The sequence below is a fragment of the Deltaproteobacteria bacterium genome (genome assembly GCA_005879795.1).
Classification (GTDB): domain Bacteria; phylum Desulfobacterota; class Binatia; order DP-6; family DP-6; genus DP-6.
In genome coordinates this window covers 1-11,619 of sequence record VBKJ01000055.1, presented here as the reverse complement: position 1 = coordinate 11,619, position 11,619 = coordinate 1, and the positions used below count along the sequence as shown (strand labels likewise).

15 protein-coding genes are annotated in these 11,619 nt (G+C 72.1%); 7 read left to right on the top strand and 8 right to left on the bottom strand.

From position 1 onward, the window contains the following. Window positions 1-63 precede the first annotated feature (63 nt). Genes E6J59_02990 through E6J59_02980 form a run of 3 tightly spaced genes read left to right on the top strand, consistent with a single transcriptional unit; the run spans window position 64 to window position 1,708 of the window. Window positions 64-456 (top strand): PPOX class F420-dependent oxidoreductase, encoded by a 393-nt coding sequence (locus E6J59_02990; protein ID TMB22929.1) that lies wholly within the window; start codon window positions 64-66, stop codon window positions 454-456. A gap of 41 nt (window positions 457-497) precedes the next feature. Next, window positions 498-1,250, top strand: a complete 753-nt coding sequence (locus E6J59_02985) for an acetoacetate decarboxylase (GenBank protein ID TMB22928.1) — start codon at window positions 498-500, stop codon at window positions 1,248-1,250. After that, on the top strand, window positions 1,244-1,708 hold the full coding sequence (locus E6J59_02980; GenBank protein ID TMB22927.1) for a DUF255 domain-containing protein: 465 nt from the start codon (window positions 1,244-1,246) through the stop codon (window positions 1,706-1,708). The genes E6J59_02985 and E6J59_02980 overlap by 7 nt, the downstream gene beginning before the upstream one ends. A 227-nt stretch (window positions 1,709-1,935) precedes the next feature. On the opposite strand, the gene E6J59_02975 is transcribed toward E6J59_02980, so the two are convergent. The 3 genes from E6J59_02975 to E6J59_02965 all read right to left on the bottom strand — a co-directional run bounded on the left by E6J59_02975 (window position 1,936) and on the right by E6J59_02965 (window position 3,817). Further along, on the bottom strand, window positions 1,936-2,415 hold the full coding sequence (locus tag E6J59_02975; protein TMB22926.1) for a pyridoxamine 5'-phosphate oxidase: 480 nt from the start codon (window positions 2,413-2,415) through the stop codon (window positions 1,936-1,938). A gap of 378 nt (window positions 2,416-2,793) precedes the next feature. Beyond that, complete coding sequence (locus E6J59_02970; protein ID TMB22925.1) at window positions 2,794-3,105, bottom strand: hypothetical protein; 312 nt, start codon at window positions 3,103-3,105, stop codon at window positions 2,794-2,796. Window positions 3,106-3,109: 4 nt separating this feature from the next. Then, window positions 3,110-3,817: a glutathione S-transferase gene (locus E6J59_02965; GenBank protein TMB22924.1), complete on the bottom strand. Its 708-nt coding sequence runs from the start codon at window positions 3,815-3,817 to the stop codon at window positions 3,110-3,112. Between the two features lie 187 nt (window positions 3,818-4,004). Between E6J59_02965 and E6J59_02960 the strand changes: the two genes are divergently transcribed. Both E6J59_02960 and E6J59_02955 read left to right on the top strand, forming a co-directional pair. Then, the gene (locus E6J59_02960) at window positions 4,005-4,337 is read left to right on the top strand and encodes a hypothetical protein (GenBank protein TMB22923.1); all 333 of its coding nucleotides are present in this window, start codon (window positions 4,005-4,007) and stop codon (window positions 4,335-4,337) included. Between the two features lie 496 nt (window positions 4,338-4,833). Next, entirely contained in the window at window positions 4,834-5,502 is a 669-nt protein-coding gene (locus E6J59_02955; GenBank protein ID TMB22922.1) for a Uma2 family endonuclease, read from the top strand. Between the two features lie 10 nt (window positions 5,503-5,512). On the opposite strand, the gene E6J59_02950 is transcribed toward E6J59_02955, so the two are convergent. Then, window positions 5,513-6,421 carry a TIGR03619 family F420-dependent LLM class oxidoreductase gene (locus tag E6J59_02950; GenBank protein TMB22921.1) on the bottom strand — a complete coding sequence of 303 codons (909 nt, stop codon included), beginning with the start codon at window positions 6,419-6,421 and terminating at the stop codon, window positions 5,513-5,515. 89 nt (window positions 6,422-6,510) lie between these two features. Between E6J59_02950 and E6J59_02945 the strand changes: the two genes are divergently transcribed. Further along, a complete protein-coding gene (locus E6J59_02945) occupies window positions 6,511-7,242 on the top strand; it encodes a tyrosine-protein phosphatase (protein TMB22920.1) in 732 nt (243 codons plus the stop codon). A 20-nt stretch (window positions 7,243-7,262) separates the two neighbouring features. Here the strand turns inward: E6J59_02945 and E6J59_02940 are convergent, their stop codons facing one another. Genes E6J59_02940 through E6J59_02930 form a run of 3 tightly spaced genes read right to left on the bottom strand, consistent with a single transcriptional unit; the run spans window position 7,263 to window position 10,617 of the window. Continuing rightward, window positions 7,263-8,426, bottom strand: a complete 1,164-nt coding sequence (locus tag E6J59_02940) for an LLM class flavin-dependent oxidoreductase (protein TMB22919.1) — start codon at window positions 8,424-8,426, stop codon at window positions 7,263-7,265. Continuing rightward, entirely contained in the window at window positions 8,423-9,607 is a 1,185-nt protein-coding gene (locus E6J59_02935) for an acyl-CoA dehydrogenase (GenBank protein TMB22918.1), read from the bottom strand. The genes E6J59_02940 and E6J59_02935 overlap by 4 nt, the downstream gene beginning before the upstream one ends. Further along, window positions 9,604-10,617, bottom strand: a complete 1,014-nt coding sequence (locus tag E6J59_02930) for an acyl-CoA dehydrogenase (protein ID TMB22917.1) — start codon at window positions 10,615-10,617, stop codon at window positions 9,604-9,606. The genes E6J59_02935 and E6J59_02930 overlap by 4 nt, the downstream gene beginning before the upstream one ends. Before the next feature lie 82 nt (window positions 10,618-10,699). Between E6J59_02930 and E6J59_02925 the strand changes: the two genes are divergently transcribed. Beyond that, window positions 10,700-11,209, top strand: coding sequence for a hypothetical protein (locus E6J59_02925; GenBank protein ID TMB22916.1), 510 nt, complete (start codon window positions 10,700-10,702; stop codon window positions 11,207-11,209). 7 nt (window positions 11,210-11,216) lie between these two features. Here E6J59_02925 and E6J59_02920 read toward each other — a convergent pair. After that, a partial coding sequence (locus E6J59_02920; protein ID TMB22915.1) for a beta-lactamase family protein occupies window positions 11,217-11,619 on the bottom strand: 403 nt, incomplete at its 5' end.

The following is an 11,619-nucleotide window of genomic DNA, read 5'->3' as shown; positions in this document are numbered from 1 at the left end:
ACCCGCACCGGGCGAGCGTCAAGGGGGATGGACTCGGCTCGCCGGATCGGATTCCATGCGCGCATGGCCACGATCCCCGAGCAATATCGCGATCTCTTCACGAAGAAGGCCTTTGCACACGTCGCCACCGTGGGCGCCGACGGCGCGCCGCAGGTGACGCCCGTTTGGGTCGACTTCGACGGCACGCACGTGTGCTTCAACACGGCGAAGGGCCGCGTCAAGGTGAGGAACCTGGCGCGCGACAAGCGCGTCGCGCTCTCGATCCAGGACCCCGACAATCCCTACCGCTACGTGCAGGTGCGCGGGCGGGTCGTCGAGGCGACCGAGCGGGGCGCCGACGCGCACATCGACGCGCTCGCGAAGAAGTACCTCGGGCAGGACAAGTACCCGTTCCGCCAACCCGGCGAGGTGCGCGTCATGTACAAGGTCGTGCCCGATAGCGTGCAGGGGATGTGAGCCTTGCATCCCGGCCACGAGGCGCCGTAGAAGAGCGCCCCATGGCCGAGCCCGCCGTCGCGACCACAGGCCGTCGCTGGGTCTTCGAGGGCCGCCAGGTGACGCTGCCCGTGGTCGTACGCGACGCGACGTCGGCCGCGGCGACCTATCTCGTCCCGAGCGCGGCTGCCCGCCGTCTGCTGCCCGGGCCCGAGCTCGACGTGGTCGAGCTCCTGCCGGGGCGCGCCCTCTTCAGCATCGCCGCCATCGACTACCGCGACAACGACCTCGGCGATTACAACGAGGTGTCGCTCGCGCTCTTCGTCCGCCGTCGGGGCGAGCGCGCCAGCGTCCCGTACTTCGGCGCGGCGCTCGACCTCGTCCGCAACCGGGTCGCGACCTGGATCTGGAAGCTGCCCGTCGACCAGCGCTTCACGTGCGCGGCGGGCCGCGGCATCTGGGGCTTCCCAAAGAGCGTCGCGCAGATCGAGTTCCAGGACGTGGACGGCCGCCGGCGCTGCCGGCTCGTCATGGATGGACGTCACGTGCTCACGTTCTCGGTGGCACGCGGCGGCCGGCGCGCGCTGCCGGACGCAAGCATGATGACATACACCTACGTCGACGGCGTGCTGCACCGCACGCCGTTCGTCTCCGGCGCCACGGGCGTCGGGATCCACCTGGGCGGCGCGGAGCTGGTCCTCGGCGACCATCCGCTCGCCGGCGAGCTCGGGAGCCTCGGGCTCCCCAAGGGGGCGTTCATGAGCGTCTGGATGGAGCACTCGTACGGCCGCTTCGAGGCGCCGGCGCCATGCTGAGCGCGCGCGCTGTCGCCGGGGTGCTGGTCGGTCTCGCCGTGCTCGGCGCCGCGCCCGCGCGCGCCGGCGGGGACTGGAACGACACGCAGATCAAGTGGCGGAAGTACGAAGAGGGCCTGGGGGCGGCGAAGACAGAGAAGAAGCCGATCTGTCTCATCTTCTACACCGAGTGGTGCCCGCACTGCGCCAACTACAGCCTGGTGTTCCACGACCCGAAGGTAGTCGACATGACGAAGCGCTTCGTGATGATCCGCCTCGACAAGGACAAGGAGACGGATCTCAGCAAGAAGTACGCGCCCGACGGCGAGTACATCCCGCGCACGTTCTTCCTCTCCTCCGCCGGCGTGCTCGACGCGGACATCCACGCGCCGCGCGAGCAGTACAAGTACTTCTACGACGAGAAGACGCCGGCCTCGGTGCTGGCGGGGATGGAGGAGGCGAGCAAGAAGCTGCGCTGACGGCCGAGTGTCTCCCATGGCGCGCAAGCTCACGCCGACCACTTCGAGGAACCGAAAGGTGCCGAGGACCTACCGCCTGGCACCAGGGAAGGTGGCGGCCGCTCAGCGTGTGCTCGAAGCCGCGACCGCCGCAATCACATGAGGAAGGGTTCCTAGCTAGCCGAGACGACGCGGTGCTCGCGACGATCGAGGCAACCCCGGACTATTCCGGTGGGTGGGGCTGCGGTTCAGGGGCGACCCGAGCCCGCGCGTGCGCGCCACTTTCGGTGCACGGATCGCATCTGTGGGGTCAGCACGTTCTCCCATGTCGTGTGCATGACCCGGTCGATCCACAGCTCGAAGAGGATCTCCGACGCGTCGGCCATGTGCTTGGCGTCCCGAAAGACTGCGGAGCGCGTCGCCGGATGCTCGACCAGAATGGCTTTGCCCGCGACATAGAACTCGTCGCTTCCCGGCTTCGGCTGGGGGAAGGTCTGGAGAGCGTAGCGGGCATCGCGCATCAGGTCGTGCCGCTTCGGAGAGGTGGGTGTGATGAGAACGAAGAGATGGTCGTCGGACAGGACGGGGCACACCGGATGGAGCCGCGGTGCGCCGTCCTTGCGCACCGTGGCGAGAAAGGCCAGCCCCACGCCGAACTGATGGAGCAGAGAGCGCCCCGCTGCTGCCAACTCGGGCTCCGCGGCGGCGAAGTCTCTCCACGTTACCATTGGATCACCTCCGGCTCCGGCCCGCTGCGCCGCTTAGGCAGATGGCGCCCCGGGTCCCGCGGGCGCGGGCTTGAGCAAGGGAGCAGTGAAGCGTATCAGACGATGGCCGCTGCGCGGCCGGCCTCGCGCCGATCGTGTCTCCCATGGCGCTGCACGCTCGAGTACGGATGGCGCAGACATGCGGCACGCCACGCGGATGCTCGGACCGGTGCCGATTCCGTACTGGTAGCAGTAGCCGGCGTCCACCGCAGCGTCGCCGTCTCCCAGCTCGACTGCGCGCTTCCACCACTGGAAGGCGAGGCGAAGATTGCGATCGTCGCGATGGACAGTGGCGACGTTGCTCGCCGCCGTGCTGCTTCCGGCGCGGTAGGCCCGGTGCTACCAGCGGAGCGCCTGCCGCTGGTCCCGCCGGGTGCCAAGCCCGACGTCGTAGGCGTAGCCCAGCGGCAAGGCGGCTGAAGTATTCCCGTTCACGGCGGAGCGAAGAAGGAGGCGGAACCCCGCTCGCGGATTGCGGCGCACGATCGCGCGCCCGCGTGCATCCTGAAGGCCCTCTTGAAGCAACAGGCCGAGGTCCACCATGGCTCCAACGTTGCCGGCGAGCGCTTCTCGGCGAAGGAGGGCGGTGCGTTGTCGCCAGTCGCGCCTTCCAAGTCGAGCCATCAATCTCCGGCGCTGCTCTCGCTCCACTCGATCATGCGTACTCGGCCTCCAGGTACGCGACGATGTCGTCCGACTCGTACAGCGCGCGGTCGGTGTTCGGGTCGATCAGGTAGGGGACCTGCATCTTCCCGCCCCGCTCGACCAGCGCGGCGCGCTTGGGGCTGCCCTTGGGGACGTTGCGCACGACGTGCTCGAGATCGAGCTCGGAGAGCGCCTCGCGCACCTTCCGGCAGTAGGGCGAGCCCTCCATGTTGTAGAGGACGAGGGGCATGATGCCGCTCAGCTCCCGCGTCGTCCGGCAGCGCGCGCCGCGGCCGAGACGGACGGCGCTCGCCAGCATCGAGTCGGCGTCGTCGAGGACGCGCGGCACGGGAAGGCGCCAGCCCGCGCGCGCGCCGGCGCCGTAGGTCGCGTTCAGGTAGGCGATGATGTCGTCCGATTCGTACATCTCGGTCCGGGTGTTGGGGTCGACGAGGTACGGCGCCTGCATCTTCCCGCCGCGCTTCACGAGCTCCGCGCGCCGGGGGCTCCCCCGCGCCACGGGATGCTCCAGGTAGTCGAGGTCGAGCTCGCAGAGCACCTCTCGGACTTTTCGGCAGAAGGGGCAGCCCTCGAAGTCGTAGAGCTCGAGGAGCTTCGGCGGATCCGGACGGCCCGCGGCAGTCACGCGCGGATAGACGCCGCGCCCGAGACGGACGGCGGTCGCCGCGAAGGAGGTGAGGTCATTGGTGAGGCTCATGAGGCGGGATTGTGGAACGGATGGGGCGGTGATGCCAAGGGATGAAGATGGCCTCGTGGGCGGCGCGCCGGCCTGTGGCTACAGATAGGCGATGAGCTCGGCCTTCCGACGGGCGTAAGGGCGTGCTACCCACTCACGCGTGGGTCACATCGTCGTCAGGGCGAGACTGTCCGCGCGGCGGAGCGCCATGGCCGATTTCCTGGTGGACACCGGTGCCACGCATTCAATCGTCCCGCCTGCGCTCGCCCGCAAGGTAGGGGCGCCCACCCTACCGCAGAGATTCGAGGTCTCGCTGGCCGACGGCAGACGTCGGCGGCTCAAGGCGTGCTCGATCGGCGTGACCGTGGGCGGCAGGACAGGCCCGACGATCGCTTTGCTCCTGCCGGGCTCGGATCCGCTGCTCGGCGTCGAGACGCTCGAGGCTCTCGGGCTCAAGGTCAACCCCGAAAGGCGCCGGCTCGAGCCGAGCCGCGCGCAGACGGCGCTTCTGGTCGGCGTCCGACGTCCGCGCGGCCGCTAACGATCGACGACGCGGCCCCCGCGGCCTAAGGGGGCCGGCACGCCGGCCCGGGCGCGCTGAATCTATCGGCCAGGCCGAAGCAAGCAGACGCTGACGCCCTGCGGCCAGACCCTGTCGTCACGGGCCCGCGCGTCGGAGGCTTGCATCGGACCGCTGCTGGAGACGACAAAACCGTTCTCCACTCGCTGGTACAGCAGCTCGCGACCCGTGAACGGATCCACGGGCAGTGGGGACGCCACGTCGGTGAGGGAGGCCGGGAGCTTCCCGCGCTGCCGCCGGTGGCGCTCGATGGCGATCGCCACGCGCCCGGCGCGTGTCGCCGCAAGCGCTTGGCCGGCTCTCTCCATCGGCAAAGACCAAGGCAAAGTAGCAGGCTGGCTATTCGTCGCCGGAGATGCCCGCTCCGCCACCTCGCCCCACCCGTCATTCTCATTCATGGTGCCGGCGGAACTGTGGTGTCTCAGAGCGACGCGATGGTGCGGGAGGGCTCGGAGTGATGCGATCGAAAGCATTCAGCGAGGATTGCGTGAACCGGCGCGGAGCCGCAGACGTGGCCGCGTGTCCGGCGCCCCGACCCCGTGCTATCCTCGGCCTCGTGCCGCTGGTGAAGCGCAACGCCACCTACGACGACCTCTGCGCGCTCCCTGACCACATGGTGGCCGAGATCATCGACGGGGATCTCTTCGCGAGCCCGCGGCCGGCCTCACCCCACGCGCTGGCGTCGTCGATGCTGGGCGCCGCTGTCATCGGGAGCTTCGGGGACGAGCCGAGCGGTGGTGACCTCCCGGGGGGCTGGTGGATCTTGTTCGAGCCCGAGCTGCACCTCCGCCACGACGTGCTCGTCCCCGACCTGGCGGGCTGGCGCCGCGAGCGGATGCCCACCGTACCGGACGTGGCGGGATTCGAGCTGGCGCCCGACTGGGTGTGCGAGGTGATCTCTCCCTCGACGGGCGAGATCGACCGTGGGCGCAAGATGCAGGTCTACGCCCGCGAGCGGGTCGGCCACCTCTGGATCGTCGACCCGATCCTGCGCACGCTGGAGGTCTATCGCCTCGAGGACGGGCGCTGGATCGTCGCGAGCACGCACGCCGGGACCGAGCAGATCCGCGCCGAGCCCTTCGAGGCAGTCGCGCTCGACATGCGCCGCTGGTGGCGCGAGCAGTAGCCGCGCCTCGTCATCCCCGCCGCCGCGGCCCGGGACCCAGGCGCGCGGCCGCGGGCATCAGCTCCGCAGCGAGGGCCTCGATCTCCGCGCGGACGGTCTCGGCGCCCCGGAGCCCCACGAGATAGATCACCTGATCGACGCCCGCCTCGGCGTACGCGCCGAGCGCCGCCGCGTCGCGCGCCGGCTTGAAATAGGGCGAGACGCTCACCGCGACCGACTCCGGCCTCCGCCCCCGGCGCGCGAGCAGCGCGTCGAGCGCCGCGATGCGCGCGGCCGCCTCGTCGGGCAGGAGGTTGAACCCGTACCAACCCTGACCCAGGTCCGCGACGCGGCGGAGCGCGGCGTCGCTCTCGCCGCCGAAGACGATCGGCGGGTGCGGCTTCTGGATGGGCTTCGGGAACATGCGCAGCGGCGGCACGCGCACGAGCCGCCCCTCGTACCGGGACACCGGGTCGGTCCACAGCGTGCGCATGGCGGCCAGGTACTCGCGGCAGCGCGCGGCGCGGTCGGCGAACGGCACGCCGAGCGCCTCGAACTCCTCGCGCAGCCAGCCGATGCCGACGCCGAAGTCGAGCCGCCCGCCGGAGAGGACGTCGCAGTCGGCCACCTGCTTCGCGGTGTAGAGCGGCGGGCGCTGCGGGACGAGGCAGATGCCGGTGCCGAGCCGGATGCGCGTGGTGAGCGCGGCGGCGAAGGAGATCGCGACGAACGGCTCGACGATCCCGACCTCGCCGGTGAGCGGGAAGCTGCCGTCCGGCGAGTACGGGTAGCGCGACGCGGGGGTGTCGAAGAGCGCCACGTGCTCCGCGAACCAGAGCGAATGAAAGCCGGTCCGCTCGCCGACGGTCGCGGCGGTGGCGACGGTGTCGCGGAGCCGGGTCGGATCGCCGGCCAGGGGGAGGAAGAGCCCGAGCTTCATGGCCGCGATCCTGCCCCGGACGGGGTTCCACCGGCAAGCGCCCGGGCACGTGCGGTCGCGGCGCAGGCCCTGTATGCTCGGTCCCGGCGATGCGGCGTGTGGTCGACCTGGAGGGTTGCCTCAACTTCCGGGACCTGGGCGGCTACCCCACCGGGGACGGACGCGCGGTCCGCTGGCGGCAGGTCTACCGGAGCGATGCCCTCCATCACCTCACACCGGCCGACGTCGCGCGCGTGCGCGACGAACTGCGCATCGCGGCGGTGCTCGATCTTCGCTCGACGGCGGAGCTGCGCGGCGAGGGCCGCGGCCCGCTTGCCCGCGAGCCGCTCGCCTTCCACCACCTGCCGCTCTTCGACGGCCGGGAGGCGCGGCCGGAGAGCTGGCCCGCGATCGCCACCCTCGCCGACCGCTACTTCCTGCTCGCCGAGACCGCGCAGGCGCCCATCGCGCGCCTCCTTGCCATCCTGGCCGAGGCCGGCGGGCCCGTCGTCTACCACTGCGCGGCGGGGAAGGATCGCACCGGGGTCGTGTCGGCCGTGCTGCTCGGGCTGCTCGGCGTGCGCGACGAGGTGATCGTCGCCGACTACGCGGCCACACGGGAGAACCTCGACGCGATCATCGACCGCTTGATGGCGGCCGAGGGCTACCAGACCATGCTCGCCGCGCTGCCGCCCGACACGCTGCACGCCGAGGCCGAGACGATGGTCGCCTTCCTCGCCCGCATCCGGGAGCGCTACGGGTCGATGCGCGGTTATGCCCGGGTGGCGGGGGTGGCGGATGCGGTCGTCGAGCGGCTCGCGGAGCGGCTCCTCGAGCGGTAGTCGCTGGGGCTCGCCGAGGCTCACCCGGCGCCGGCCGCGCGTGGCAGCACCCGCGTCGCGAACAGCTCGATCGACCGCATGAGCTGCGCGTGCGGGATGAGCCCGTTGTAGGTCCATGCGAAGAGCCACCTGACTGGCAGCCGCCCGCGCAGGCGCTCGAGCTGCCGCCTGACGGTGTCGACGGACCCGACCAGCGCGAGTCCGGTGTCGAACAGGCTCGGCGCCTCGCCCGTCGCCGGGTCGACGAGACCCTTCGAGAACCCGAACGGCTCGAACCACTCGCGCCCGCAGAAAAGCCCGCTGTCCGCCCAGAGCGCCATCGCCTCGTCGTCCGTCTCCGCGACGACCACGTCGCGCAGCACGCCGACGCCCTCGCCGAGCGGCTTCCCCGAGACTTCGGCGTAGAGGCGCACGAGCCGCTCCTCGAGCGCGGGGTGGAGCGGCGGGAGGATCGCCGTCACGCCCTCCGCCGCGCACCAGCGAATGCTGCGCTCCGAGGACGCGAAGGGCTGGAAGAGCGGCGGGTGGGGCTGCTGGAGCGGCTTCGGCACGACGCCGACGGCGCGCACGATGCCGTCCACCACGCCCGCGCCGTAGCGCCGCGTGGATTCCAGGTCCCACGGCGTGGCGCCCGGCGGGACGCGCCAGTAGCGGCCCTCGTAGGACAGCAGGTCCGCGGTCCACGCCTGCTTGATGATACGGAAGCACTCCTCGAAGGCGGCGCGGTTGGCCTCGTCGACGGCGTCGTGCTGGTGGGGGAGGGCGCCGTGGATGCCATGCGTCTGCTGCGCCATCACGTCGACCCAGCGGCGCTGGTAACCGCGCGCGAAGCCGGCGTTGGCGCGCCCGCCCGTCATGTGGTCGAGCATGGCGACGTTCTCGGCGACGCGGATCGGGTTCTCGGCGGGCAGCACGATGCCCAGCTGGCCGACCCGGATGCGCCTGGTCTGCATCCCGACGAAGAGGTCGAGCAGCACGGGGTTGTTCGAGAGCTCGAAGCCCTCGACGTGGAAGTGGTGCTCGGTGAAGCTGATCGAGTCGTAGCCGAGGGCGTCGGCGAGCTGTGCCTGGGCGGACAGCTCGGCCAGCATGCGCTGGTAGAGGTCGCGCCGGAGCCCCGCCAGGCCGCGCTCGATCTCGGCGCGGCTGCCGATGGAGGGGAGGTAGAAGAGGGAGACCTTCACCCCGGCAGCCCCACCAGCCGCCGCGCGATCACGAGGCGCTGGATCTGCCCCGTGCCCTCCACGATGTCCATCGCCTTCACGTCGCGGTAGAGCTTCTCGACGTAGGCGTCGGCGGTGACGCCCGCGTCGCCCAGGATCTCGACCGCGAGGCCCGTCGCCTCCTGCGCCATGCCGGCCGCGAACGCCTTCGCCATCGAGGCCTCGATCTCGTTCGGCTGCTCGACGTCGGCCAGGTACGCGGCGCGCCAGCAGAGGAGACGGCCCCCCTCGATCTTCCGCGCCATGCGCGCGAGCTTCTCGCGCACGCGCTGGTAGCGCGGGGTGGGCCGGTCGAGCGCGTAGTGCGCGCGCGCGAAGTCGCGGGCCGCGTCGTACGCCGCCCGCGCGATGCCGACCGCCATCGCCGCGATCGCGGGGCGGGTCGCGTTGAAGCTCTTCATCGCGCCCTTGAACCCGGCGCGCTCGGCGTAGTAGCGCTCGCCGCCGAGGAGGTTCGCCACCGGCACGCGGCAGTCGCGCAGCGTGAAGGAGGAGCTCTCGTAGGCGATCAGCCCCATCTTGTGCTCGTAGCGCATGTCCTCGAGCCCGGGCGTGCCGCGCTCGACGATGAAGGCCCGGTGCCCGGCGCGCCCGGCCGCCCGATCGACCGTCGCCCACACCACGATCCAGTCGGCGCGCATCGAGTTCGAGATGAAGGTCTTGGCGCCGTTCAGCACCCAGCCGTCCCCGTCGCGCCGCGCCGTCGTCTGGATGGCGGCGACGTCGCTGCCCGCGCCGGGCTCCGTCATGCCGAAGGCGGCCCAGTGCGGCTGCTCGCGGTCGCGGAACGGGGCGAGGAAGCGCTCCTTCTGCTCGGGGGTGCCCATGGTGAGGAGCGGCGGGCCGCCCAGGCCGAGCCCCGGCATCGCGACCGACATGCCGCGGTCCCAGTACGACATCTCCTCGGCGACGACGACGCCGCGGCGAGCCCCATTGCGGGGGCCGCTCGCGGAGCGCTCCTCGACCCCGAGGGGCTGCCCGAGGCCCATCCGCCACGCCAGCGCGAAGAAGGGATGGTCGGGCGGCACGGGCTCGTGCCTCCGGTCCGCCTCGATGCCGAGCGGGCGGAGGTAGTCGCGGCCGAGGCGGCGAACCTGATCTAGCCAGGTCTCGAGGTCTCGGCCGATGGAGAGGTCGATCATCGCCCGCGCGCGAAGCCCATCTCGTGCTCGGGCGCGAGCGCCGCCGCCGCGAGCTCCGCCTCGTCCCGTCCGCCGGCGAGCGACGCGAGCGTGCGGATGTCGCGCATCCACTTCTCGACCGGGTGGTCCTTCATGAAGCCGTGGCCGCCCAGGATCTGCACCGCGCTCGGGCCGACCAGGAGCGCCTGCTCGGCCGCCTCGGCGAGCGCGCTCGCCGCTTCCCACTCCCCGCTCTCGCCGCGGTCGAGCGCCGCCGCCGCACGCCACACCGCCAGGCGGGCGACGTCGACCGCGGTCGCCAGGTCGGCGATCAGGAAGGCGAGCGCCTGATGGTGCGCGATCGGCCGCCCGAAGGCGGTGCGCTCGGTCGCATAGCGCATCGCGTACTCGTGCGCGCCGCGCGCGGCACCGACGAGGAGCGCGCCGACGGCGGTGCGGATGCCCGCGCGGGCGCGCGCGAGCGCGCGCGGGTCCTCGAGCGTCGCCGCGATCGGCGCATCGTCGAGCAGGAGGCGTGACGCGCCCGCCGCCTCGAGACCGCAGGCCGCGATCGGCGTGAGCCGCCATCCCTCGCAAACCACGAAGGCGCACCCCGGGTGCAGGACGGCCGTGACCGCGATCGCGTCGGCCGGCACCCAGGGGTGCTCGCCCGCGAGGCGCCCGTCGCGGGCGTGGAAGCGGCCCTCGACGTCCTCGATCACGACCCCGCGGCCCGCGGCGGCGCCGAGCCCAGCGGCGTCGAGCAACGGCTGCGCGAGGCCGGGCGCATCGAGCGCGAGCGCCGCCCCCGGGTCGACCGCCGCCAGCTCCTCGAGGACGAGGGCGCGTACGAAGGCGCCCAGGTCCTCGCCGCCGGCGAGACCGAGGCCGGCGAACTCGCGCACCACCTCGGGGGGCACGCCGCGAGCGCGCTCGTGGGCGCGCAGCCCCGGCAGCAGGCGGTCGCGGGCGAAGCGGCGCGCCGTCTCCTGGATCAGGCGCTCCTCGTCGGAGAGCGCGAGGGTGAACACGCCGTCCTCCTTGTCACCGCTCGGGGTTCGCGTGCAAGGTGTGGTATTGCCTTCCCTGGAGCTCGAGGCGCATCAACGACAGATGGATCTCCCGCGCACGATCGGCCTGATGGGCCCACCGCCGCGCCCCGGCGGCCGGCCGGGCGTGAGCGTCATCCGGCCCGTGCTCCTGGTCGGCGAGTATCCGGTGCCCGAGGACGCCGCGTGGCTCCGCGACCAGCACGGAGTCACGGCCGTGCTCTCGCTCCAGGACGACGCCGACCTGGCGAGCAAGGGCATCGACCTCCGCGCCCTGGAGCGCGCCTACCGCGAGCACGGGCTCGGCTTCCACCGCATCCCCGTGCCCGACGGCGACGACCGGCACCTCGCGGCGCGCCTCGGCGAGATCGTGGCGCTCCTCGGCCGGCTCGTGGACGGGGGCGAGCGCGTCTACCTCCACTGCAACGCGGGTCTCAACCGCGCGCCGACCGCCGCGATCGCCTACCTCCACGTGCGCGAGGGCCTGTCGCTCGAGGCCGCGCGCGACGCGGTCAAGCAGGCGCGGCCGTGCGTGCCGTACATGCGGGCGCTCGAGGCGTACTTCGGAGAGTGAGCCGCTCTCAGAGGCCGGTGTAGACCGCGTCGACGAGGGCGCGGTTGCGCGGGTTCTGCCAGCGCGGCCCCATGTCGTTCATCACGTAGCCGAACGCCAGGTCGGCCTCGGGATCGCAGAACCCGAGCGAGCCGCCGGCGCCGAAGTGTCCGAACGCGCCGGCGTTCGGTCCGAGCGGGCGCTCCGGTTGCGTCAGCTGGAAGCCGAGCGCGAAGCGGGAGGGGCGCTCGAGCACCCGGTCGGGGCCGTACGAGTGCTCGGCGACCGCCGAGCGGAGCCCGGGGGCGGCGAGGATGCGCACGCCATCGATCGCGCCCCCGCGCGCCAGCGCGGCGTACACGCGCGCGACGCCGCGGGCGGTGCCGTGCCCGTTGGTCGACGGGATCTCCGCCGCCCGCCACGCGGCGGTG